The following is a 23,899-nucleotide window of genomic DNA, read 5'->3' as shown; positions in this document are numbered from 1 at the left end:
GAGGGTCGGACAACCCCTCGTCAAGTTGGGAGGGTTCGGCTTTCAGCCCCTGAGCACGGCGTACAGCGTCAGCCCCACCGCGGTGATGCTGGCGAGGACGGCGATGGTCGGCAGCGGCCACCGCCCTTTCTCCAGGGACGCCACCCTCGCCTCCAGGTCCTCCACGGCCTTGTCAGTCTGGTCGGATCGCTGCACCAGCAACGCGAGCTGCCCGTCGATCCTGGCCAGACCGACCTCCAGCGCGCTGCGCAGCTCGGCCAGGGCCAGTGCAACCTCTCCCTCCGGCACGGGATTTCTCCTTCTCTCGTGGCGAGGTCAGCGGACGGGGGTGGCCGGGTCGCGCTTGAGGGGCAGCCAGGAGGCGGTACCCGGCCTCCCGAGGACCGTGCCCAGGGTGGACTTCAGCGCCGACAGGGCCGCGGGTATCGCGGAGACGGCGGCTGCCTGCCACGCCGACAGCGACACCAGGTCGGTGGTGCTGGACGCGGCCATCAGGCCCAGCACGGACTGGAGGTAGGTGGCGATCGTGCGTTCGGCGACGTCGGCGAGGGCCTGCGGCATGGGGTCGGGCTTCTCCTGCTCGTGCTGGTCGGGTGTCGGTTCGGCAGCGCCGGCCGGATGCGGGACGCGCAGCTTGGCCCAGGTCTCCGGGCCCGGGATGCCGTCGGCGGCAGCACCGTGATGGCCGCGCTTGATCTGCCAGGCCGCGTACGAGCGGCGGTGCGCGTCGTTCCAGACCGGGCCCGGCCGGGTCTCGTAGGAATCGCAGCCCCCGGCGACCAGCCGCTTCGCCATAGCCGCGATCACCGGCGAGGAGCGTCCGTCGCGGAAGAAGTCCTTGCCGGGGTAGGCGGCATACTTCGGCTTCGGCTTCGGATCGGGCTTGGGCTTGGGCTTGGGGTCAGGCTTCGGCTTGCCGGGCGGCTTGCCGTCGTCCTTGAGGTGCTTGGCGACACGGGCCCGGAAGTCGTCCATGTCGATGCCGGCGGGGTCGGGCTTGGACGGCTTCCACTCCTTGTGCCCGATGACGCTGTGCTCGTTCCATCCATGGGCACGGCAGATCGCGGCCGCGGCGCGCGCCATCGCATCCAGCTGCGCCGTGGGCCAGGGCTGCTTCCCGTTGCCGGAGTTGATGCACTCGAAGCCGTAGAAATGCCGGTTGCCGTCCGTGTCTTCCTCGTTGTCGCGCGGGAGTTTCTCCTTCTCCGCGATGACAGCGAGCAGCACGTCCGTATCGCCCATGCCCGCATGGTTCGCTCGGCCGTAGCCGACCAGGTGCACCGCGCCGGACCGGTCGATCACCCCGTGGCACAGCGGGCCGGGAAGTTCCTGGTAGCCGACGCGGCACAGGTCCACCATGTCGGCTTCGGACGAGTAGGGGCCGGTGTGGTGGATCATGACCCCGTTCATGGGGCCCCAGTTGCCGTGGGTGTTGCGGTTGTGCGTGCGCCATGTGCCGTGCTCGACGACACCGAGGCCCGCGTGCTTCAGCACGGACAGGAACTTGTCCGCGCTCAAAGGGGTTGCCACGCTCGCTTCGCCTTTCTCCCCTGCGCCGTATGGCGATGGCCGGACCCATGGGTCTGGGCCGGTCCCTCGGGGAGTTGGCTGCGAAGCGTTGGGTGGAGGGTCACCCGGTCGTCATGGTACCCAGCAGCTGACACAGCGAGCCGCGTCGTTGCTGCTGGTGGGCGCTTACTCGTCGTCGCCGTCGATGCGGCACGAGGCGCTGTCGAGGCTGAGCCAGGTGGCCTTCACGCTGCCGCCGTCCTGCACCCGCAGGGTCATCCTCCCCTCGGGGCTGATGTCGAGATGGAGTTCTCGGCGGTTCGCATCGGAGGCCACCGGGACGGTGCGAGGCACGGCTGGCCAGTAGCCGTCCGGCAGGAAAGCGACGACTGACTCGTCCACCGCACGTCCACCTGGCAGACCGATCCGGCCGCTGAACTCCAGCGTGTCCCACAGGTTGGCGCGCATCTGCGGCGGCTGTACGGAGTCCGGAACTGCCGTGTCGCCAGTCAGCGGCAGGTCACGCCACGGCGGGTACGGCGCGCGCCGGGCCCGCTCCAGCACCGTCACCCGCCGCTCCAGTCGGGCCAGGCGGCGCGCGAGCGTGGCGATCGTGTCCGGCATCTACTTCTCCTCCGCCTCATCCGCGCTGTCGGCGGGCTTCACAGTGCGTTCCAGCTTCAGCGTCACGCGCTCAGGGGTCTCGCCCTGCCCGGGCCGTACGGTCCAGCCGACGATGCGGTTCCATCCGTCGTAGGCGGTGTGCGGCTCGTGCAGCCGGATGCGTACGTCGTCGCCGATGCGCAGCGACGAGATCGGCGCGGCCGGGTGATCGGTGATCTCCAGTTCTGTGATTGTGGGCAGGATGTGCCGGGCCAGGCGTTCGCGGCGGGTGCGCTGCTTGAGCTTGGTCTCGTCCTTCTCGCTGGTCTCCAGCTTGTGTTCCAGGCGCAGACGCTGGTTGCGGACGCCGTCGATGGCGATCTTGCGTTTCTTGCCGTCGCCCGCTCCGAGGCCGACGACCCACTGGGCGTACTCGTCGGCATCTTTGATCACCTGGGGTTCGCCGACCACGTTGGCGCCGGTGGTGAACGTCAGGTCCTCGCGACGCCGGCCGAGCTTCGGTGCGCCGAGGATGATGCGCCGCTCGGCCCGGCGCCCGCGCCATGCCACGGTCTCGGACCACTCCAGGCCGTCATCGATGTCGGCCATCTCGTCGACGATCTCGCCGAGGTTGCGGGCATCCCAGCGGGGGATGTCGTAGGGGTCCTTCGCCGTGCCGGTCTTGGCCTGCGACTTGGTGTCGTCCACGGCGACCTCGAGGTCGCCGTCCGGCTGCTGTTGGGCGTAGGCCCACACGTCACGGATCACGGTGCACGGGTCGGCCTCGATGTAGGGGCCACGTCCGCCCAGGTTGCCGTGCAGGTCGAAGCGACGGTGCAGGTAGCTGGTGAACCCGGCGGCTTCGATGGGGAGCTTCGGGCCCTGGGGTTCCGCGCGCCAGATCAGCCCGCCCCACAGGAGTTTGGAGTTTCGCTCGGCGAGGATCACGGCGTTTCCGGCGTCAAGCATGTCGTTCAGGGGGCGGGCGAACGTCGGGCTCAGGGTGGCACTGAGCGAGCCGGGCCCGGACATCTCGGGCCCGAACTCCACCTCGCTCAACGGCAGGTTCCAGTGCAGGACTTCTCCGGTCGCGGCGCGGGCGACGATGTAGCGGTAGTCGGGCATCACACCGGGCTTTCCGTGAACTCGATGTCGGCCGTCACCGTGGTGCCCTTGGCCACGGACAGGTCACCGTCGCCGTACTTGTCGATCTGGTTGATCTGCACGACCAGGTGCTGGCGCGTGCCCCGGTAGGCGGGCGGCACGGCGAGGGTGTCGGCAAGCACGACGGTCGCACGGCGCGTGGTCGTGCCGTCGTCGTCCACGACGGTCGGCTTGGAGCTGCGCTCGCCCAGGCGCATGCGCAGCTCGGCGTAGATGCTGCCCGCCTCCGCGCGCAGACCCGACAGGGTGATCACGATGGTGGCCTTCGTCGCCCACGTCGGCACGTTCACGTCCCAGGCCGCATCCTTGGGCCAGGCCGCCCAGTGGCCATGCTTGCCGGGCACCTTCTCGGTGTTGTCGGGGTGCACGGTGCGCAGGGTCCGCTCGGTGCGCGGGTTAGCTATCCGCCGCAGATCCGTGATCATCTCCGCGGTGACGGCCGCGGTGTTACGGGGCAAAGTGATCCGCGCCAGCGGGATGGCCGTCATGCCACGCGGCGCAGGGGTCGCCTCGTTGCCGATGTCCTTGATCAGGTGGAAGTAGCCGATGTCCTGCGTGCGCGGGTCACGCTCGCCCTCGAATTCAGGATCTTCGATACGCAGGACCAGGAGGTCCGTACGGGCGAACGGGCCACTAGGCGGGACGTCCACCACGGCGTCGCCGATGTTGCTCTGGGTGTAGGCACCCTGCCAGGGCCGTGCGCCGTGGATCAGAGCCGATCCGTCGCCGACGCGAACACCCGGCCCGGGTGCCTCCAGGGGCCGGACTTTCAGGTCCCCGGCCTCGGCTACGCCCTGCCGGCCGCGCGCCAGATCGCGGATCATCAGGCGCATCGCACGCGCTGGGTGGTTGCCGCCGTGCACCATCATCGGGGGCTGGACGAGAGTCACTGCTGCTCCATTCACAGGGCGGTGTACGCCGATCGCCACGACACGTCGAGTCGGCAGGTGCCGGTGGGGTCCTCCGCGCTCCAGCCGATCTCCGAGCGGCCCGGCGGGATGGCGAACAGGTCGAGGCGCGAGGCGGGGGTGAGGTCGTTCGCGACGTTGGTCACTCCGTTGCGCAGGGCCCAGCAGGTGCCGGGCCGGGTCTCCATCTCCACCCACTCCCCGGCACGCAGCTCCAGGCCGAGTTCGAGGACGCGGCCGGTGGCGGTGTTCCAGATGCGCGGGTTGGTGACCGGGCCGTGGATGCGGATGCTGGGCCAGGCCGAGACGTTGCCGTGGTTGGTGATCCATCCGGGCCGGTCGTCGGGGTCGGCGCTGCCGCAGCCGGCGGGCGCGCACAGCGGCGCCGGGAGGCTGGGGTCGTCGTCCTTGTGGTCGCCGGCCTGGTCGAGTGCGAGCGCAAGATGGGAAGGCGTGTCGGCGTGCCAGCGCGGGTCGAGGGCTGCGAACTCGATGTCCAGGGGAATCCACCCGCTGACGGCGTTGGCGGTGCTGGTCGCCTCCATGCGGCGCAGCCGCCCGTGCAGACGGCGTATGCCGTGGCCGGGCCAGCGGCCGCGCAGCACGGCCCGCCCCTCGGGGCGGGTGCGGGCGGCCGGGTCATCGACGGCCAGCTCCAGGCGGGCGAGGAGGTCGGCGGCTGCGGTCGGATCGCCCGGGGTCTTGATGCCAGCCTCGATGCGAACGGTCCGCGGCCCGTAGAAATCCTGGCCCGGGTGGGTGCCGTCGCCGGTCGGGTTGTCCACATCCTGTGCACGGACGCCGGGTGAGCCGAGCCCTTCGATATTGCCGATGGGTATGCGGGTGCCCTTACCGAGGACGACGCCGCCGATCTCGAACTGCCACGGGGCGAGGTCGATCGGGGCCTTGTGCTGGGTTGGTGTGCTCATCCGACTCTCCCGCCGCGTTGGGCGTTGCGCAGGTTGCGCATCATTTCCGTGCCGATCTGCTCGGGGGTTGCTGAGCTGTCGCTGACGGTGACCGGCATGGTGCCGATCAGCGGCTGCTGTTCGCGGACGACGACGACCTGGACACGCCCGCCCGCACGGGCATCGACCACCCGGCCGCGGGCACTGTCGCCGCCGGTGCGGATGTCGAAGCGGCGCACGACATCGGCCATGGCTGCTGCGCCCTTGGCGCGCTTGAACGAGCCGGCCACCACCGGCCCGTAGTCGCGACCGGTGCGGCCGGTGACGCCGCCGTTGGCGAACCACTCGACCTGGCCGCCGAAGCGTCCGACGACGTCCTCCACAACTGCCTTGCTCCGTGCGCGCTTTGCAGGGGAAAGGGGTACATATGCCTCGCCCAAAGTCTCCGGCTCACCCCATATGCGCCACGATCCAGCTGGTGCGATCTGCGCAACGTGCTGCTCACGCCGGCGCGGACGGGCAGAGCCCTCCCGGACCCCGCCGTCGGCGTAGTACTCCACGACGCCGCCGTTGGCCTGGTTGAACCCCTTGTAGTTGGGGTTCTGGATCATGTCGGGGATGCCGTTGGCGTCCTTGTCATGCGACGACGGCTTGCGGATCAGCGAGGTGAAGATCGGGATCGTCCTGCCGCGCAGCGCGTTGATGCGGCCCTGGATGTCGTCGGCCGCCTTGCGTGCTCCGCCGGTCGGGACGGTGACCTTGACGTTCTTGGAACCGGGCACCTTCTCGATCCGGAAGCCCAGCGCCTCCAACTCCTTACGCGCCTGCGCCGTTGGGGCGCGGACGGTCACGGACTTCGATCCCGGCGTTGCCCGGATCTTCGCCTGCACCGCCTCCAGGCTCTTGATCGCGGCCCCGGTCGGCGCGGAGACCCGGACGTTCTTAGAGTTCGGCGTGCGGCCGAGCTTGTCGATCAGCCCGTCCAGGTTCTTCCTCGCCCCGGCGGTCGGCGCAGTGATCTTGATCTGCCGGGTGCCCGGCACCGTCTTCACGGTGAAGCCGAGGCTGCGCAGCTTCTTCTGCGCGCCATCGCTCAGCGAGTCGACCTTGATGGTCCGCTGCTTCGGCAGCCGGTGGAACTCCGCCTGGACCGCGATCAGGTTCGCGAGCGTGCTGTCCATACCCTTGGTCTGGAGCAGCAGCGACACCTTGGAGGGCAGCAGGCCGAGGCTGTCAGCGACGCCCTCGGCCTGTGTCTTGGTCAGCCCGTAGCTGCGCGCGGCCCGGATCGCCTCGGCGCGCGCCCGGCTCATCTCCCCGCGGGCCTTGGCCAGCGCCTCGGGCAGCGCCTCGCCGTTGCGCTGCGCCAGATCGTAGGTGGCCACCGAGGCGTCGGCCGCCGCGTCGGACAGGGCGGTGAGCTGGGTGTACAGCTGCTGGCCGTTGCGGGTCGTGGTGTTGAGGGTCTTGTCCTGGTTGACCAGCTGCCTGCCGCCGTAGCCCTCCTTCTGATTGACGTTCTTGCCGCCCTCCTTCAGGTCAAGGACGGCACTGTTGACCTTCGCCTTCGCGGCCTGGAGGGAGATCTGGCCGCCCGAGAGCAGGTCGAGGGCGCTTTTGAGTGAGCGAGTGCGGGTGTCGGCGTCGGCGGTCTCATCCGCCAGCCCGCCGACCGCGGTCTTGAGCCGGTCGTACGCCGAGGTGCCGTCGCCGGCGCCGCGCGTGGCCTTCGCCAGCTCCTTGGCGTTCTTGACCGACTCGGCCATCTCGCCCTTGACGTTGCTGAGGGCGTCAGCGGCGTCCTTGTACCGCTGACCGACGGGCGAGTAGTCCTGGACGGTCGCCTTGCCGCCCGCCTGGTCCTTCCACACCTTGTGGGTATCCGCCGTGGCCTGGAGCTTCTTCTGCAACGCGTCCAGGGACGTGCCCTGCCCGAGGTAGGCGTCCGTCAGGGACGCAAGCGGCACTCCGGCTTCCGACATGACCTTCGTGAGCTGGCCCTGGTCAGTCTTCGTGTCGAGCAGAGCCTGCGCGGCCTGGTTGCGCACGTTGCTATCGATCTGCCCCCCGGACTCACGCAGAGCCGAGGTGAGCGAGGAGATCCGCTGCTGATGTTCGGCCGCCGACTGTGCCGCCTTCTGCTGCCGCGCGGCGAGCACTCCAAGGCCGACCGCTACGCCCGCCATGACGACCCCGAACGGGCCGCCGAGCGCGTTGGTCACACCGCCGAGCGCCGAACGCAGGCCGGAGCCGGCCGCGCGGCTCATGCCGTTGAGGGTGCCGGTGAAGGTGGTGCCCGCGCCGTTCGCACTGCGGAACGCGGCCGTCATGTTCCCCAGGAAGCCGACGCGCGCCTGAACGGCGGCCCACGCCGCGCCGTACCTGCTCACAGACGCACCCGTGGCAGCGGCGAGGGTCTGTTGCACTCGCATCTGCTGGGCCATGCTCTGGAATCCACTGCGCACGGGACCAGTGACCGTGTTGGCGAGACTGGTCAGACCGGGCTGCGCCCTGCGGAACAGCAGCATGGCCAGGGCCGCCGACTGAATCGGGGCAGGCAGCGCGCCGAAGGCGCTGACCAGCCCGCCCACAACGTGCCCGATCGGCACCAGGACAGCGGAAAGACCCGACACCGCGTCCATGGCCGCGTTCGCAACGGTGGCGATGATGTCGAGCGTGCCGGCCGCAGCACCCCCGTCCTTGCCCAGGCCCGAGATTGCCGCCAGTACGGGCTCCGCGCCGTCGGCTGCGTTGCGCAGGACATCGCCGAGCGTGCGGGCTGCGTTGATCAGCAGGTTCAGGCCGGTGGCGAGGCTGTGCTCGCCGATCTCCCTGAGCGGCCCCAGCAGTCCGCTAGCCTCGTCGATCAGGCCGCCCAGGCCCGAGCCCGCCTTCGCCTTCAGCTCCGGGCCGTACAGGATCGCGAGGTTGCGACCGTACTCCAGCGCGGTGGTCAGGTACGGCGTCGCTCCGGCCATCCCACGCGTGAGCAGCCGGGTGACGTACTCAAGGCCGGGGGCCATGCCCTCGTACAGCGCCAGCCCGGTTTGCTTGGCCTGGGTGCGCAGCTGCGTCATCGCACCGGTCAGGCCCTGGCCACGCGAGGCGGTGATGGAAGCAGCGGCCCCGGTCTGGCGTACCGCCACGGAGAGGGCATCGAACGACTCGGTTCCCTGGTGCGCGAGCGCCGCCGCGCCACTCAACGCTGGCTTGCCAAACGCCTTGGTGACGCCTGCGGTGAAGTCCTTCTGGGACAGGTTGTGCTCGGCCTTCGACAGCCCGTCGATGACCACGCGCAGGCCACGGAACTGTCCCTGCGCGGTCCAGGCGTCGATGCCGAGGTCCTTCAGCGCGCTCTGCATCTTCGGCGTGGGCGCGGCCAGGTTCGCGAAGATGCCCCTGAGCGATGTGCCCGCCGTCTGCCCGAGGATGCCGCTCTTGCCGAGCATGCCGACTGCGGCGGCGGTGTCCTGCAGCGAGACACCGAGCGCGTTGGCGACCGGTCCGGCGTACCGCATCGAGTAGTAGATGTCGGTGATCGAGCCGGAGGCGTTGTTCGCGGTGGCGGCCAGCGTGTCCGAGGCCCGCGAAGCCTGATCAGCACCGAGACCGTACTGGTCCATGATGTCGCCCAAGTACTTCGCCGACGTTGCGGCGTTGACGTCAGCAGCTGCGGAGAGCTGGAGCGAGGCGCGGACGGCGTCGATGGACTGGTCCGCGCGGAAGCCTGCCTTCGACAGCTCGACCATGCCCTCGGCCGCGTCCGCCGCGGTCGAGCCCGGAAGGCTCAGGTCGTTGCCCAGCTCCTGCGCCATCACCGAAGCGCGCTTCATCTGTCCGGCAGTGGCGCTGGTGACCGCCCGGAACAGGTTCATCTGCTTCTGGTAGCGGTTGCCCTCTTGGACCATCTCGCCCGCACCCAGCAGCAGACTGCCGCCCGCGAGCATGTTGGTGGCGGAGACGCCGCGCTTGCCCGCGCCGGCCATGGCGCGTTGCAGCCGGGACATGGAGCGGGCGCCGTCGTCTCCGGCCGCGCGCAGGCTGGCGCGTGCGGCTGCGGCGCGGGCGGAGATCCGGTTCAGTTCGCCGACGGCCGCGCGGGTGGAGCGGTTGAGCGCGGCGAACTGGGAGGCGAGGCGAGCGCCGTTGGCGTCGAGGCGGGCGAGGGAGCGGTTGGCGGCGTCGGTGCGGTCGGCCAGGGTGCGCATCTGGCCGGAGGCAGCGCGAGTTCCCGCGATCAGGTCGCGGACCTCGGCGCGCATCGCCACGGTCAGGGTGAACCCGGCCACCGCCGTGCTCCTTACGTACATCGTGCGGGTTGGATCAGGTGTGGTCGCGGTGCTGGTGGCGGGGAAGGAGCTGGATCTTCACGCCGTAGCCGGAGCGGTCGCCGGGGACGTGGTCGCGCTCCTGCTCGATCAGCTCGCAGCCGGGGCAGCGCAGGGTGTCGGTGACGTAGGCGTGCGGGTCGCCGCCGCGCCCCTGGTCCCACTCCTCCAGCCGGGTGTGGCACTCGGGGCACACCGCGCGCTGCCACTCCGCCCAGGCCAGGGCTTTCGCCCGGTCCAGAGCCGTCCACCGGCCGTCGCCGCCGAGGAGCTGGGAGTGCGGGATGCGGTACTTCTCGCACAGCTCCAGCTCGGCCCTCAGTCCGGCGTCACGGCTCAGCCTTTTCCCAGGTCGACCCGGCTTTCCTGCTGGACCTGCCAGGCGGCCTCCCACAGGAGGTTGGCGTCCGGCGCCGACCAGCTGGCGAGCAGCTCGGCGGCCTCGTCCTGGCTCATCCCGTCGAACGACGCCGCCGAGATCAGCGCGGCGGGGAAGGTGTCCGGGTTGAACACCGCTCCCTCCTCCGCCTGTTGCTCGGTCGGCGGGTGCGCGGCGATCAGCTCCTCGAGTACCGGGCGCGGCAGCGCCAGGAACGTCAGGAAGTCCGAGGCGTCGTCCAACTCGGCGCGTACCGTCTCGGCGGTCGCTTCCGCTTCAACGGCGCGCTGCGCCGCCAGCTCGTCGTCCGGGGTGGCTTCGGCGATGAACCGGGCGCGCTGGGCGTCCTGTTCGGCGGCCTCGACCCGAGTTCTGAGCTGGTCGTCGTCGCAGACGCGGAGCTTGTTCTGCGGCCGGGCGCGGCGGCGCAGGCGGTCCATTTTGGCCGCCCACGCCCCCTCCGTCGGCGATTCACCGCGGGGAGGGGACGGGCGCGTGGCCGGTGCGGGGCGCGACACCGTCAGTCCTCGCTGTGCTCGTGGACGGTGGTCTTGGTCGCGCTCACGACGGTGACGTCCACGTGGTCCCCGTCGTGGTCACCGTGGTCGTGGTCGTGGTCGTCGTCGCAGTCCTCGGGCGGCTTCGGGAGCGTATGGAACGCCTCGGGGACCACCGCGTCCAGGGACGGCTCGTCGGTGATGGTGAAGTCGACCTTGAACTTGGCCGCTTCGTTGCCGGTCGAGTACGTCGCGGCGCGGGTGGCGACCTGTACGGGGAAGACGTCCACCGAACGCGAGCCGGGAAGGTCGCCCTTACGCAGCAGGACGACGTAGCCCTTGGCCCCCTTGGGCAGGCGCTGCTCGATTTCGTCCGAGTGGCGGTCCTCGTAGAAGGTGAGCGAGCTGTTCTCGGCCTTGTCGTTGCCCGGGATCGAGGAGTTGAACGTCGAGCCCATGTCGGGGGTCTCGATCGGGTCGTTCTCCAGCGCCCAGCCCTCGATGTCCGAGACTGCGCTCGTGAGGTCGAACCGGTTGGGCTCGCTGATCTCCTTGCGCGACGGCCACTTCGGGTCGCTGATCTGCTTGAGCCAGTAGATCTTGGAGATGCCGCGCCGAAGGAATCGGGTCTGGGTGGCAGGCTTCTTCGGGGACACAGGTCCGCTCCCACTTCTGGGGCAGTGTCCCGTGCCGAGGCCCTGCCCCTTGAGGTTCAAAGGGGGTTCGCCTGGCCTGGGGCCTAGCGTCCGCGCGGGCCTCCGCGGTGAGGAAACGTTTATGCAGCAGCGGGTGTCACGGTGATCGTGATCCGCTGCACGTAGGACACGATAGCGCCTGCCGCCGACACGGAGGGCTCCCCTCCGGCGTCGTGATCCAACTCCCGGTCGATCACGCGGGCTTGGGGAACATGCAGGTCATGGGCCCATTCGTCGTCGGAGCGGCCGACGACGCCATGGCGTACTCGGTCGGCGAGCCACTGCACTTGGTCGTCCCGTTCGCCGACCGAGGTCACCTGGTACGTCCAGGCCGCGTCCGCGTGCCAGTTCCACAGCGGTGGACCGCTGAACTCTCCCGGCAGCGAGTCGAGGATCGTGTACGGGGCGGGGGCGGGTTTCCAGTCGCCGGACTCGTCCCGAGTACGTGGGAGTTCGCCGATGCCGCATGGCCGGCCGGTGGTCTTCGCGATGAGGGCGGCGAGTGCCCGGGTGACGGGCAGGCGTCGCGGGGCGGTCATGGCAGGACTCCGTCCGCCAGGGCCTGGATGAAGCCGGGCTGTGTCTGCCGCCATGCGGGCTCGACGTGCGGGAATGGCGGCTGCCGGTAGTGGCGGCCGAGGGAGTCGACACCGACGAAGCCGTACTCCAGCCGTCTCGCCTGCGGGGCGTTGGAGTACACCTCCGCCGTCACCTGCCCGCCGCCGGTACTCATCCGTACGTCCCACGAGGCGCGGTACTGGCCGGTGATCACTCGCGGCCCCGGTCGGCCGGAGGCGTGGCGCTGGATGCGGACGCGCAGAAGCATCGCGTGGTGCCGGGTGATCGTGCGCGTACGAGCGCGGGCGGCCGGGCCCATCCGTGCGAGCGCGGCGGCCAGCGCGATCGGGTCACGGAACGCCGTGGCGTCGGGATGCGGGTTCGCGATGGCCATCAGTCGATCACCTGCACCCGGACGATGCGCACCACGCTGTAGGTGCCGACGTTCCTGTCCGACACCCGGAAGCGGCGGCCGACCATCTGCGGGTCACGCGGCCCTCCCGGCCGTACGGACCCGGCGACGCGGATCACGTCGTCGGGCCGCAGATCTGGAGCTTGGACAGGCAACACTGCCTGGTAGTCGGTGGTCGGCGGCTCCTGGGCGATCGAGCCGCCCAGCGGCTTGGTGATCGCCGGACGCCCCAGCGGCATCACCGCGCCGAGCCCGTCCCAGATCAGGACCTCGTCCGGTGCCGGTGGCACCAGCTTGCCGGTCGTCTCGTCCAGGTAGTCGTCCGCGCGGCCGCCGCTGTCGCGCCATGCCTCCAGCTTGTCGTCCAGGATGCGGCCGACGACGCGCCGCGCTCCATCCACGTCAAACGCCACGGGCCCACTCCCCGAGCTGGGTGAGCATGGCCTGCGTCAGGGAATGCGGGCCGGTACCGAGGTCGGTCCTGGCCAATGCCGCTCGCTCCAGAGCCTGAGCGTCGATGGCGTCGAGGAATGCCGCGGCAGCCGGCCCCGGATCAGGAACGTCGGCGACGGAGACGCGCGCCATCCCCGACCACCGGGTGCTTCCACGGTCGGTGACATGCATGAGGACGTGCGCGGGTTCGCCCACTATCTGGCTGATGGTGTAGGCGCCGACAGCGCGCGGATCCACCGGGTCGCCGTCGATCTCGACGGTGGCCGTGTCTCCGTGGGCGGTGATCCGTACGTGGTGCTGAGACGTGTCGTTGTGATCCATTCAACCGACGTTAGGGCGACTGTCGGACAGCCTCGACGTCGAATTCCGAGGGACGACGGCGCTCGTCGGCAGTGCCGGACTTGGGGCTGGGCGGGGGAAATGCAGGTAGGGCGACGCCATCACGCCACGTCATGCCACCCCTGACACACGTTCATACCACCACGACGCCCAAACGGGGACCTACAGTTGATGGCCCTGTCCGCTTCACCGCTGGCGACGTGCAAGTTGCTGCCGAGACTCATGGGTGCAGTAACCGTTGATGGCGCCGGTCGTCATCGATCCGGCGACGGGAGCAGCAGCGGTCATTGGAGCCCGCCCTTCGCCGAGCCCTGAGCTTGGGCGTGTCCGTTCTGGGAGGAGACAGCAGGAGCCTCAGTTGCGTATTGGGCCGCCTGAAGTTGGTATAGGCCTCGGAAGATCTTGGGGCCATCCACCTCGTCGGACAACAAGTCCGTGAAGGTGCCGGACTCCACGACCCGGCCGTGATCGAGGACGTGGATGAAGTCTGCTGCCCTCACGGAGCCGAGTCTGTGCGTGATCAGAATGACCGTCTGTCCGGCGTCGGCGAGGATACGGATCTTCTCGAAGAGTTCCTGCTCCGCCTTCGCGTCGAGTGCCGAGGTCGGCTCGTCGACGATGAGGATCTCGCCTTGCCTGTAGTGCGCGCGGCCGAGTCCCAGACGCTGCCATTGGCCGCCCGAGAGCTGGTGACCCCCCTTGTACCCGCGGGCAAGCAGCGTTTTCCATCCGCCTGGCAGCTCGGAGATCAGCTCCTCGGCGCCGGCATATCGGGCAGCGACTTCCAGGCGATCGTCCGTCATGGCGGTCTCGGGGCGGCCGATGGCGACATTTACTGCTGCTGTGAATGGCCACCGATAGAAGTCCTGGCCCACGGCTGCGACACGGGAGACCAGCTCTTGCCTGTCGGCCTGCGCGGCATCGACGTCGTTCCACAGGATTCGACCTGAATCCGGTTGATACAGACCGCACAGCAACTTGATCAATGTGGTCTTTCCGCTGCCGTTCTCACCCACGAGCGCGACGATCTTCCCCGTGGGGATGGTCAGACTCGCGCCGTCGAGGGCCCGCTTGGCGTCCTTACCCTGGTAAGTGAAGGTCACGTCCTCAAACGTGATCTGCTTCAGCTTCTTGGGGAGGGGCAACCCACCGATCGGGATCGCTCGCTTCGTCGCCTCATCGCAGAGCTCATACAGATCCCCCACGAACATGCTCTCCTCGTGCATGAAGCCGACCTGGTTGACGAGGCTTTCCAGGCTGGAGGACCCGGTGCGGATGGCGAGGACGGCGGTGCCACCAACGGAGAGAGCCATGGCCCCGGTCCACAGCAGTCCGCCGAGGGTGGCGTACGCGGCAGCAGTGGCAAGGCCCGTCCATCCGGCGGCTATCAGACCTGTGCGAGCGGCGAGCCGCGCGAGCCTGTTCTGTTCCCCTTCCTGGGACTGAGACATGGCCCGGAAATGGTGCAGGAGGAACGGGCCGACGTTGTGGACACGGATCTCGGGCGCCGCTTCAGTGGAGATCAGCAGGCGGCTGATCAGCTGGCCGGCCCTCGAATGTTGCAACCAGGCGTGGAAGGACATATAGCGGCGCCGTGCCACGGACAGCGTGGCCCATGCGCTGGGAAGCGTCATCGCAACGAGCAGAGGCAGAAGCGCGGGGTGCAGGATCCCAAGAACCCCCGCCGCGGCGATCAGCGACATCAAGGCGTTGATGACGTTCTGCGCGTACTTCACCATGCGCCGGGCGGATCCAGCTCCGTACTGCGCGCTGTCGAGGAGCTTGTGAAACTCGTCGTCCTCGACAGCCTCCAACTCGACGTTGGCGGTGTGCTCCAAGTATCGCTCAGTGGCGACGCGTTCGACCTTCGGCTCCAACTGGCCTGTGCCTGCCGTAGAGAGAGCCCTCAGCACTGCGCCGACCAGAGCGGCGGACGCGGCAACGGCCAAGGCCGGTCCGGCTTCCGTCAACCGCTCGGATGTGGTGCCTCCGCCGAGGATATGGCCGAGAACCCGGTTCACAGCGATGAGGCCGACCGCCTGGCTGATGCCCCGACCGATCTCCGCGCACGCGACCAGACGCAAAGCGTGCTTATCCGCCTGCCAAGCCAACTGGCCTGTAGTGACGAGCAGATGTGGAAGCCGCGTCACCATCGACCGTAAGCCCAGGTGAAGGAAGGCATCTTGGTGCTTATTCCAGCCGAGGTCGTAGCGCAGAGGGCCGCCGAAGAGCAGACGCTCTGACTCGGAGGGCTCCGCAGACGACGCATCGTCGGGACGCGAACTTTGCTTCGTCATCGATGCTCCTGTCTGTTCCGGCTTGGGCAGGCTGGCGGTGTCAGGCCCAAGGGACGCCCCCATACAGCTCCAGCGGGCCGGCGGCCTCGTGCAGCGCGGACAGGCAGGCTTCGATACGCGAGTACAGCGGGTGGGCGACCACGGATGCCACCTCGCTCAACTCGGCCAGGCGCCACTGGCGGATCCCCGCGGTGTCGGTACGGATCCGCGCTAGGTCAGCCTCGCCGAGCACCCCGCCGTTGTAGGTGAACCCGACCTGCGCAGGGTGGGGGGTCTTGTTCGCCCAGTTCGTCGCCAGCAGCCGACCCATCGGGGCGTCCAGACCGAGCTGTTCGCGGACTGCACGGCGTGCGGCCTGCCTCGGGTTCTCCCCGAGATCGCTGTCCACATCGCTGCCCGGCAGCTCCCACCCTCCATCCGTGCGGTAGGTGGGCTGGATCAGCAGGACCCGTCCGGCTGCGTCGGTGAACAGCACGGTCGACCCGGCCAGCACCTTCGGCCGAACTGCCCGGCGTGAAGCCGCATCAAGGAGGTTCGCACGTTCCAGTTCGGCCCGCCGTTGCGCGGCAAGCCCCGAGGGTGAGCCGGGCTGGACCTGGCCATCGACCAAGTGGGCTACCGACCCGATGCACCACGCCGACAGGCCCGCACGCAGTCGCGCAGCGAGTGGCTCCGGCAGACGCGCGATAGCCTCCTCGGGCTCATACCAGTTCGGCGCAATGATCTCGCCGCCAGGGAACGAGATCTCTGCGACCTGATCCTCGTCCAGCGGGCCGACCAGATGAAGGTGCATCACCGCTGACCGTCCCAGGTCGGCGGACGGAGCGGAGTCCACCGCCAGGAGTCGACCGACCGGCACGGCCAGGCCCAGTTCCTCCTTCAGCCCCCGGGCCAGTCCCTCCTCGGGCGATTCAGTGTCGGCGATCAGCCCGCCCGGCAGCTCCAGGTGATCTTTGTATGAGGGGCTGAGCAACAGCACGCGGTCACGTGTGTCCACAACCAAACCCGTGGCGGAGAACAGAGGGGCTGGCTGTGCGGCATCGTACGCACGCACCTCCTCCATCGTCGGCGTGCTGATAGGGAGTGGGCTGTTGAGCTCGGGCACGGGAGGTTCCTTGGGGAGTTGGCGGCGGTCAGGACAGTTCGAGCTGGGTTGGCTGGGCGGCGCGTGGCGTCCGGCTGGCAACGCGGACGAGCTCGGCGACGCTGGTGACCTTGTGGTGCCGGGCAGCTTCGGTCAGCAGGGCGCGGAAGAGGGCGGCGGTGACCGTAACGTCGTCCATAGCCCGGTGCCGGCTCTCAGGCTGCGGAATCCCGTAGTGGGCCAGCAGCGAATCAAGGTCGTACACGGGCAACTCGGGCTTGAGATGCTTGGCGAGCAGCCGGGTGTCCACGATCCGGGTGTAGACCAAACGCGGGCACACCTCCCTATATGCGTAGATGATGTTGGCTTCAACCGGTGCATGGTGAGCGACCAGCAGCACAGGACGCTCAGGAAGCGCAGCGTCCAACGCGCGCAGCACGATGGAAGCGCGAGGGGCGTCGGCGACGTCCGCAGGCGTAATGCCGGTCTGCGCGACGTCGAGCGGCTGGACCGGTGCATGAGGCGGCGGCTTGATGAACGACTCGAACGAGAAGCCGCTGCGCACTGGGCCCTTGCCCGGCTCGTGCTTGAGCCCCAAGGCAGCGACTTCGATCGGTTCAGGAGGCAAGCCCTTGGGAGTGGTGCCCTCGAAGTCGAGGACCACGAAGTGGGTATCCCGGAAGCGCGGATCGTCAGCCAGCCGCTCGCGGTCGTCGGTCATCGGCGGTCCCCGGGGCGATCGGCCGCAGTCTTGAGCGCGTCCTCGAGGTCGTCGAAGTTGTCCAGTAGGCGGCGGATGGCGACCAGCCGGTCCTGCCAGTGCCGCTGCAGGTCGACTTCTGCCTCGTGCGGCAGGCCGTACTCGCTGGTGGTCGCGCCGTAGAAGCTGAACAACATGTAGAGCAGCGCGATCCGAAGGCACGCCAGGACATCGCGCAGCGGGAGGCTGGGGTTCTCTGAGCGGTAGGCGGACACCATCGCCGTCGCGCAGGCCGCCCACTGGTCGCCGGTGGCGACCGTCCGGGGGTCGAAGGCGGCGCGCCCCAACTCCCACGAGGGGAAGGCTCTCGCGCTGCGAAAGTCGATGATGCCGGTGACGACATCGGTGAGCACGAGCATGTTGGGGCGAGTGAAGTCCGCGTGCAGAGCCTGCTCCACCAGTTCCTCCGGCAGCCCGGCCCGGAGGCGGCAGACGTGCTTGGTGAGGTCCTGGCGGCGCTGGTCGAGCTGTTCACGCAACTGCGCCAGATTGCCGTGACCTCTCCGCCTCGCCATTGCCGATACGGCGCTGCACTTGGCCAGGGCGTCTTCGACGGATCCGGTTCGCCATCGTGACTGTTGCACGAGCTTCGGCAGGGGGTAGGCGGCCAGCACCCGGTGCATGCGCCCGAGCACCATGCCGATGTGCTCCGCGCGCGCCACGCTCATTGCAGTCGTGGCCACCCTGCCGGGAGCCTCGTCGACCACGGCCCACGCGCTGCCTTCGGACAAGGCAATGAGGTCGCCGTCACGGTCAGGCCAGACCCTTGGTACAGGAAGATCAGCCGCCCGGCAGAACTCCGACATGTCCCAGGCCGACCGCGCAGCGTCCAAGTCGGCCGTCGACGCGTACTCCTTCACGAACAGCCGCCGGCCATCGGATGTCAGAACCCGTCGATTGACGGTGTCGGTGCCCATCGGTACCCGCTCGACCGCCTCGACCGTGAACCCGTACCGCTCGGCGAGCATGTCAGCCGTCAGTTCCTCTTCCCAGTCCCCGTCGTGCATGCCGTTCACCGGTCTTCGCGTGAGGTCGGGCGGCGCGCGGTGAGCACTGTGAAGGCGTTGTCCTCGGCGAGTACGCCGTCGCCGACGAGACCAGGGCCAGTGCCTATGTCGAGCAGTCGTCGATGCGAGCCGGTCGGGGCGACTTGATCGAGCAGCATGACGATTTCATCGGGGAATCCCGGCCTAAATTCCCGGTAATAGTCGGCTGTGCCGGTGAACGCGCTCATCGGCTCCTGCCCCTCCGGACGCGGGCGTGGTGCTCATCCTGAAGGTGCCGCAACATGGTGTGGGCTTCGTCGACGGATTCAATGTCGTGGTGCTCGATGCCCCAGCGCAGGGCGCTCACCGCATCGAGTGCGGCGTACGCGGAACATGCGTGGCGCTCATCGGCGGTGAGTGTGCGCTCGTAGCCTGCTTCGAACGCCGCTTCCAGATCGGGCCGGCCGCACAGGATGCGGTAGCGCAGGCGGGGGAAGTCCCGCCACACGGCCGACTCGATACAGGTCCGCTCGAAGTCGATGATCCTCAGCCGCTGTTCGGCTTGATCCCACAGCCAGTTCCGGGGCATGAAGTCCCCGTGCGACACCACGCGGTTCAGCTCGGCAGGGGCGTCCTTGGTAATCGAGCGAAGCACCGCCACGTAGTCAGAACCCAAGTACAGGGCGGCGCTGACGAGCATCTTCTCGACGCTCTCATCCCAGCGTCCTGTGCTCGCGGCAGACTCGGGCTCTCCAATCTCTGCGGCATTGAGTCGCGCGAGAAGCTGCCCGGCCTGGCGGTACGCCTCCTGCTCCTCTTTCGCATCCAGCCGGAGGTGGCGGATGGGCCGACCAGGGACCGCGGTGATCACGATGGCGCGCTCTTCGTTGTCCACGGCGCACAGAGCGGGAGCCCGGTCCCTTCCGAGCGCGGCGGTCCAGCCGTGCTGATAGGCGTGTACTTCACGGCGGTGCAGCTTGGGGCCTCGGGGATTCAGTTTGGCGAACCACCGTCGTCCGCCCGGGCCTTCGACCTCCCACACGAAAGGCCGTCCATCGCCGGGTGACGAGTGATCGGCGACGACGTGGAAGCTGCTGGTCACCGAAGCCACCAAGCGGTGGACCGTCTCGGGCATGTCGGTCACAGTGGTACGTCCTCCCCTATGCGAAGCCGTATCGCATCACTATGCGTGATCCATTGATCACGCATAGTGCCGTCTCGTGGGTATGTAGCTTGCCAACCGCCACTGACAATCCAACCCGGGCGGGCTCTGAGCGAGCCGAACAGGCCGGTGCCAGGTGCCGTCTACGTGCTCTGTCTTCTGCGGTGACGGGCATTCAAGGATGTGGCGGAAAGCCCGCGTTCGCACATCCGCCTGGTGATATCACTGGGGTGATTGCGCCCAACGAAGATCCCCGACCAGGATCTCGGCTCTGGCGGGAGGCAGCAGTGGCACACGAGGAAGGGCGGCGATGCACCCGGTGCGGCAGTCCCCTGAGCCGATACAACAGCGACGTGCGATGCGCCGCGTGCACCAGGTCCCTCGGCAACGAGCCCGCAGCGTCGCCGAGGGTGCCAGATCATGTGTGGGAGAGCCGAGATGTGTCCGCGGCCCTGGCCGCCTGGGACTTCGGTGCAGCCTTCCGGCTGATCCGCCAGATCGCCTCCCTGCGCCAGGAAGACATGTCGGCGATCACGGGCCTGAGCCAGTCGTTTCTTTCAACGCTCGAGTCAGGCGCACGTCGTCTGGTCAACATCGACAAGATCATCACTGTCCTTCAGCAGATGGACGTACCCCCGCACATCGCGCCGATCCCCGTCCCGGGATCCACCGCCCCGAATGGGATTCGGGCCCGCGGCGCGCAGCCGATCCTGATACCCGCTCCAGCGTGGGAGAACCCGCTGGACATCGCGAAGAGATTGAGCGCCACCACCACCTCCAACATTGATCCCGCGACGGTCGCGCTCCTGGAGCAAGGCGTGACGGATCTCGTCGACCGCTATGAGACCGAAGGCCCTCAACGCCTGGCTCCCGAAGCCGTCGACCTCCGCAACTTCATCCAGGACCGGCTGGACGGGCGACAGCCGCCCCGGCAGCGCGAGGCCCTCTTCCGGCTCGCCGCCCAAGCTTCCGGACTGCTCGGCTATATGGCCGTGAACGCTGGCCGGGAGGCATTGGCCGAGGCCTACTGCGCAGAGGCTGAGGAACTGGCGAAGGAGATCGCCGACCATGAGCTCATCATGTGGACACACGGCACGCGATCGCTCAACGCCTACTACGCGGGCCACTACGACCAGGCCGTTCAGTGGGCCGACACGGGACTTGCGATCGCCCCGACCCATCCGCAAGCCATCCGACTCCAGTCCAACGGCCTCGCCAGGGCCCTGGGCAAGCTCGGAGACCGCGCAGGCGCCGAGCGCGCGATCGCAGCAGCAGAAGACCTGAGCAGCCGGCACACCGTTTCCGCGGGACTGACCTCCTGCATCTCCTTCGAGCCCTACGGCAGGGCCCGGACGCTGGCCAACGCCGCGACCGTCCACGTCGCGCTCGCCAACGCCCCACGCGTACTCGGATATGCCGACCAGATCGACGAACTCGTCGAACAGTCAGACTCCGCCTGGAGCCAGGCCCTCGTCCGCCTGGACGTCGCCACCGCCCTCCTGGCAGGCCCGCGCCCGGACATCGAGCACGCCATGGTCCTGGGCCGACAGGTCCTCGAGGCCGGCGGCGGACCACCGATCCGCTCCGTGGTGCAGCGCGCAGGCGAACTTCACTCCCAGGCCACCCAGTGGAAAGACGTAGCCGTCGTCAGGGAGTACGCCGACGCCCTACGCTCCTGGCAGTCCGCCCCCCAGACGAGGGACCTCGCGAAGTCTGCCAAAATGTCACACCCGACGGAGCACAGGAGAGGGGCAGCGGATGCAGCTCACGGCAGACCCGGGCGCATTCCCTCCCACCCCTCCACCCAGCACCAGTGACGCATCGGTGATCGCGGACCACGACTGGGCCGCGTTCACCAACGTCGAGGAGATGACCAACCACTGGGACCGGCCCGGTTGGACCTCCTCGACCCGCGCCTACTACTGGATGCTCACGTTCCCCGACGCGACCCCCCTCATCAACCATGCACGTCAGTGCCAGAGGGAACTCCGTGCCCTCGGATTCGATGATGTCGACGAAGATGCCCTGCACCTGACGCTGGGACGCATCGGCCCCGTCGAACAGGTCGCACCCAGCCAGCTGGACCGGTTGATCGCTACTGCGCGCGAGGAAAGGTCTGCGGCCTTCACCCTTCGTGCGGTGCCGCTCACAGCATCCCGCGGTGCGATCCGCTACAGCGTCGCCCCGTGGAACCCCACCATCGAGCTGCACGCGGCCCTCGGCCGGGCCGGTGCCGAGGTCGGGCTACCGCCGAAGAAGCCGACGTCAGCTCTTCGACCGCACATCGGCATCGGCTACAGCAACCGCCGCATGCCCGCGAACATCGTGCGCGACGCCGTGCGGCCCCTGCGCGCCCTCGACTCCGTGGACGTTCCCGTTCAGCGAGTCCAGCTGGTAGAACTCCGTCGTGAAGGCCGCGCTTACCGCTGGGACGTCATCCACGAACTGGAACTGCGCCGAGAAAGCCCGCAGGCTTCACCGTGAGAGACTCGTCGATCCACCCATAGCGCCAGCCCTGCGCGACGAGATGGACATCGTTCTCGGCCCCCGCCCGGTCCCGCAAGCGTTTCACGCGGACCTTTGCAGTGTCACGGGAGATCCGGCAAGCGTCAGCGATCTCCTGGACTGAAGCCCCAGAAGCGACCAGCTGCACCATCTGGAGCTCGCTGTCGTCCAGCACACCGTCGAAGACGGCTTGTTCGGGGCGCCGCAGCTGCTGGGTGCGGTAAGCGGTGTGGAGGAGCGGGGCGCGCCCGCTGACGCCGGCCCGGCGGCCCATAGCCTGTACCTGTGTCCCCAAGGTGCCGGTGGTGATGTCCAAGTCGAGGGCCGCACTCGCGCTGCTGGCGCCGGTCGCCAGTTTGGCGAGGATGCGGAGGTGGGCCGGGGTGAATCTGGCAGGAACGGTGCCGGGACGTGCGGTCATGGAACTAGCCCTTCTCATTGCGACGTTCGTTCGGATGGACACCGGTGGGCTTAGCGGATGCCGATACGGGAGCAGCCGATATGGCGAAGAGGACGGGCGAACCGAGCAGTCCGTTGGCGAAGACGGGAGCAGCGAAGCGCAGCTCCTCTGAAGGAACTGCGAGATCCAGCCACGAGGAATCTCACGAACACGGCAGCAGAGCCTGCGGAGCGGCTTCTGCCGCTCGCCGCTCCGCAGGCTCTGCTGCCCGATGGGCGGAACGCACCTCACCTCGAGATGGGATTGTGCATCATCCAACTGGCGTGTGTTGACCCCGCGGTTCGGCGCCGTGAAGGCCAGACGGCCCGCCTACCGGGACATCAGATGATCAACCTGCGCGTCACCGGACCGCCCTCTGCCGCACGGGGGCGAGGGGCGCGGTGTTCCGTGGGTGGTTCGGGTTGAGGAACCACTTGCGGGCAGAGACGAGCCACCAGGTGCCGGAGAAGGCCAGCACCACGCCGACGGCGACGGGCGCGTAGTTGAACGTCTCCAGGGTCACCGGGGCGAGCTGGGGCAGCATGAACAGGACCGTGATCACCACGACCCAGGCCACCGCGATCACACCGATGGGCGTCGACCAGCGGCCCAGGTGCCAGGGACCCCGGTGGAAGTCCTCGCCCTGGCGCAGGCGCAGGAACGTCGGGACGACGTAGGCGATGTAGAGACCGATCGTCGCGATGGAGGTGACGGCGGCGTACGCAGTGACGTTGTACAAGTACGGCAGACCGAGGACGAACGCACTGCCGGCAGCGAGCCACACCGCGTTGGTGGGCGTCCGGGTGCCGGGGTGCAGTCTGTGCCACACGGTGGAGAACGGGAGCGCGCCGTCGCGGGAGAAGGCGTAGATCATGCGGGAGTTCGCGGTCACGGATGCCATGCCGCAGAACAGCTGGGCGCCGATGACGATGAGGAGCATCATCTTGCCGGTGCTGGCGCCGAGGGCGTCCATGAAGATCTGCGCTGGCGGCACTCCCGTCTCGGACTCGAGGGAGCCTGTGTAGGACTGGATGGCGAACGTCAGGCCGAAGAGGAGGACGAAGCCAGCCGCCCAGGAGACGAGGATGGACCGGACGATCCCCTTCGGACCCTCCACGGAGGCGTTCTTCGTCTCCTCGGTCATGTGGGCGGAAGCGTCGTAGCCGGTGAACGTGTACTGGGCCATCAGCAGGCCGATGAGGGCCACGTAGACGGCGGAGCCCCAGCCGGTGTTGTTGACGAACTCGGTGAACACGAACCCGGGTGACTGGTGAGTGTCGGGAATGGCGAGGAGCGCGCCGACGATCACGACGACGCCGATCAGATGCCACCACACGGAGACGGTGTTGAAGAAGCCCACGATGCGCACCCGGAAGGTGTTCACGGCGGCGTGCAGTAGGAGGATGAGGCCGAAGAGCGTGATGGTGTGGCCGGGGGTGGCGGCGTACCCGAACTGAAGGTTCAGGTAGGCGTTGAGGAACGATGCGGCGCCGAAGTCGATGCCAGCGGTGACGGCGACTTGGCCGAGGGTGTTGAACCAGCCGGTGAACCAGGCCCAGGCCGGAGCGGACTTACGGGGAGCGAGTTTGTGGGCCCAGAAGTACAGGCCGGCGGATGTCGGGTAGGAAGAGCAGACCTCCGCCATGGCCAGGCCGACGAACAGGGTCATCAGGCCGACAAGCACCCAGCCCCACATGATCAGCGCGGGGCCGCCGGTGTTCATGCCGAACCCGTACATGGTCAGGCAGCCACTCAGTATGCTGATGATGGTGAACGAGACGGCGAAGTTCTGCCGGCCCGACATGGAGCGGTCCAGGGTCTGGGTGATGCCGAGCTCTGCGAGACGTTCCTCTTCCGATGGCGTGACGCTTGGTATGTCCAATGGCATGGCGAGGCCCTTCTTCTCTTCGTCG

Annotated in this window: 24 protein-coding genes; 2 read left to right on the top strand and 22 right to left on the bottom strand. The window is 68.4% G+C overall.

Annotation, left to right across the window (positions count from 1 at the left end):
- Window positions 1-42: 42 nt before the first annotated feature.
- From Q5762_RS14610 to Q5762_RS14515, 20 genes are all read right to left on the bottom strand, one after another.
- Window positions 43-288, bottom strand: a complete 246-nt coding sequence (locus tag Q5762_RS14610; protein WP_315892500.1) for a hypothetical protein — start codon at window positions 286-288, stop codon at window positions 43-45.
- 27 nt (window positions 289-315) lie between these two features.
- Window positions 316-1,530 carry a peptidoglycan-binding protein gene (locus Q5762_RS14605; RefSeq protein ID WP_315892499.1) on the bottom strand — a complete coding sequence of 405 codons (1,215 nt, stop codon included), beginning with the start codon at window positions 1,528-1,530 and terminating at the stop codon, window positions 316-318.
- A 165-nt stretch (window positions 1,531-1,695) separates the two neighbouring features.
- A complete protein-coding gene (locus Q5762_RS14600) occupies window positions 1,696-2,133 on the bottom strand; it encodes a hypothetical protein (RefSeq protein ID WP_315892498.1) in 438 nt (145 codons plus the stop codon).
- Complete coding sequence (locus tag Q5762_RS14595; RefSeq protein WP_315892497.1) at window positions 2,134-3,237, bottom strand: hypothetical protein; 1,104 nt, start codon at window positions 3,235-3,237, stop codon at window positions 2,134-2,136.
- On the bottom strand, window positions 3,237-4,166 hold the full coding sequence (locus tag Q5762_RS14590; protein WP_315892496.1) for a hypothetical protein: 930 nt from the start codon (window positions 4,164-4,166) through the stop codon (window positions 3,237-3,239). Before Q5762_RS14590 ends, Q5762_RS14595 begins: the two co-directional genes overlap by 1 nt.
- 11 nt (window positions 4,167-4,177) lie before the next feature.
- On the bottom strand, window positions 4,178-5,113 hold the full coding sequence (locus tag Q5762_RS14585; protein ID WP_315892495.1) for a phage tail domain-containing protein: 936 nt from the start codon (window positions 5,111-5,113) through the stop codon (window positions 4,178-4,180).
- Entirely contained in the window at window positions 5,110-9,381 is a 4,272-nt protein-coding gene (locus Q5762_RS14580; protein ID WP_315892494.1) for a phage tail tape measure protein, read from the bottom strand. Before Q5762_RS14580 ends, Q5762_RS14585 begins: the two co-directional genes overlap by 4 nt.
- 34 nt (window positions 9,382-9,415) lie before the next feature.
- Entirely contained in the window at window positions 9,416-9,814 is a 399-nt protein-coding gene (locus Q5762_RS14575; protein WP_315892493.1) for a hypothetical protein, read from the bottom strand.
- Window positions 9,757-10,239: a hypothetical protein gene (locus Q5762_RS14570; protein WP_315892492.1), complete on the bottom strand. Its 483-nt coding sequence runs from the start codon at window positions 10,237-10,239 to the stop codon at window positions 9,757-9,759. Before Q5762_RS14570 ends, Q5762_RS14575 begins: the two co-directional genes overlap by 58 nt.
- 80 nt (window positions 10,240-10,319) lie before the next feature.
- On the bottom strand, window positions 10,320-10,952 hold the full coding sequence (locus tag Q5762_RS14565; protein ID WP_315892491.1) for a hypothetical protein: 633 nt from the start codon (window positions 10,950-10,952) through the stop codon (window positions 10,320-10,322).
- A gap of 119 nt (window positions 10,953-11,071) precedes the next feature.
- Window positions 11,072-11,530 (bottom strand): hypothetical protein, encoded by a 459-nt coding sequence (locus tag Q5762_RS14560; protein WP_315892490.1) that lies wholly within the window; start codon window positions 11,528-11,530, stop codon window positions 11,072-11,074.
- Window positions 11,527-11,943: an HK97 gp10 family phage protein gene (locus tag Q5762_RS14555; protein ID WP_315892489.1), complete on the bottom strand. Its 417-nt coding sequence runs from the start codon at window positions 11,941-11,943 to the stop codon at window positions 11,527-11,529. The genes Q5762_RS14560 and Q5762_RS14555 overlap by 4 nt, the downstream gene beginning before the upstream one ends.
- Window positions 11,943-12,374 (bottom strand): DUF6093 family protein, encoded by a 432-nt coding sequence (locus tag Q5762_RS14550; RefSeq protein ID WP_315892488.1) that lies wholly within the window; start codon window positions 12,372-12,374, stop codon window positions 11,943-11,945. The genes Q5762_RS14555 and Q5762_RS14550 overlap by 1 nt, the downstream gene beginning before the upstream one ends.
- The gene (locus tag Q5762_RS14545) at window positions 12,364-12,735 is read right to left on the bottom strand and encodes a hypothetical protein (RefSeq protein WP_315892487.1); all 372 of its coding nucleotides are present in this window, start codon (window positions 12,733-12,735) and stop codon (window positions 12,364-12,366) included. Before Q5762_RS14545 ends, Q5762_RS14550 begins: the two co-directional genes overlap by 11 nt.
- 302 nt (window positions 12,736-13,037) lie before the next feature.
- Complete coding sequence (locus tag Q5762_RS14540) at window positions 13,038-15,050, bottom strand: ABC transporter ATP-binding protein (protein ID WP_315892486.1); 2,013 nt, start codon at window positions 15,048-15,050, stop codon at window positions 13,038-13,040.
- A gap of 40 nt (window positions 15,051-15,090) precedes the next feature.
- Entirely contained in the window at window positions 15,091-16,155 is a 1,065-nt protein-coding gene (locus tag Q5762_RS14535) for an NUDIX hydrolase (protein ID WP_315892485.1), read from the bottom strand.
- A 28-nt stretch (window positions 16,156-16,183) separates the two neighbouring features.
- Window positions 16,184-16,855, bottom strand: coding sequence for a 3'-5' exonuclease (locus Q5762_RS14530; RefSeq protein ID WP_315892484.1), 672 nt, complete (start codon window positions 16,853-16,855; stop codon window positions 16,184-16,186).
- A complete protein-coding gene (locus Q5762_RS14525) occupies window positions 16,852-17,901 on the bottom strand; it encodes a phosphotransferase (protein WP_315892625.1) in 1,050 nt (349 codons plus the stop codon). The genes Q5762_RS14530 and Q5762_RS14525 overlap by 4 nt, the downstream gene beginning before the upstream one ends.
- Window positions 17,902-17,906: 5 nt before the next feature.
- Complete coding sequence (locus Q5762_RS14520) at window positions 17,907-18,128, bottom strand: hypothetical protein (RefSeq protein ID WP_315892483.1); 222 nt, start codon at window positions 18,126-18,128, stop codon at window positions 17,907-17,909.
- Window positions 18,125-19,015, bottom strand: coding sequence for an aminoglycoside phosphotransferase family protein (locus Q5762_RS14515; RefSeq protein WP_315892624.1), 891 nt, complete (start codon window positions 19,013-19,015; stop codon window positions 18,125-18,127). Before Q5762_RS14515 ends, Q5762_RS14520 begins: the two co-directional genes overlap by 4 nt.
- Before the next feature lie 467 nt (window positions 19,016-19,482).
- Between Q5762_RS14515 and Q5762_RS14510 the strand changes: the two genes are divergently transcribed.
- Together Q5762_RS14510 and Q5762_RS14505 are read left to right on the top strand one after the other, a co-directional pair.
- Entirely contained in the window at window positions 19,483-20,859 is a 1,377-nt protein-coding gene (locus Q5762_RS14510; RefSeq protein WP_315892482.1) for a helix-turn-helix transcriptional regulator, read from the top strand.
- A gap of 7 nt (window positions 20,860-20,866) precedes the next feature.
- Window positions 20,867-21,526, top strand: coding sequence for a 2'-5' RNA ligase family protein (locus Q5762_RS14505; protein WP_315892481.1), 660 nt, complete (start codon window positions 20,867-20,869; stop codon window positions 21,524-21,526).
- On the opposite strand, the gene Q5762_RS14500 is transcribed toward Q5762_RS14505, so the two are convergent.
- Together Q5762_RS14500 and Q5762_RS14495 are read right to left on the bottom strand one after the other, a co-directional pair.
- On the bottom strand, window positions 21,477-21,968 hold the full coding sequence (locus tag Q5762_RS14500) for a LuxR C-terminal-related transcriptional regulator (RefSeq protein ID WP_315892480.1): 492 nt from the start codon (window positions 21,966-21,968) through the stop codon (window positions 21,477-21,479). The two genes, Q5762_RS14505 and Q5762_RS14500, sit on opposite strands and share 50 nt — an antisense overlap.
- 379 nt (window positions 21,969-22,347) lie before the next feature.
- Window positions 22,348-23,874 (bottom strand): amino acid permease, encoded by a 1,527-nt coding sequence (locus Q5762_RS14495; RefSeq protein ID WP_315892479.1) that lies wholly within the window; start codon window positions 23,872-23,874, stop codon window positions 22,348-22,350.
- Window positions 23,875-23,899 lie beyond the last annotated feature (25 nt).

This window comes from Streptomyces sp. P9(2023) (genome assembly GCF_032436795.1).
GTDB lineage: Bacteria > Actinomycetota > Actinomycetes > Streptomycetales > Streptomycetaceae > Streptomyces.
The sequence above is the reverse complement of the archived record's forward strand: the minus strand, read 5'-3'. Positions and strand labels throughout refer to the sequence as shown.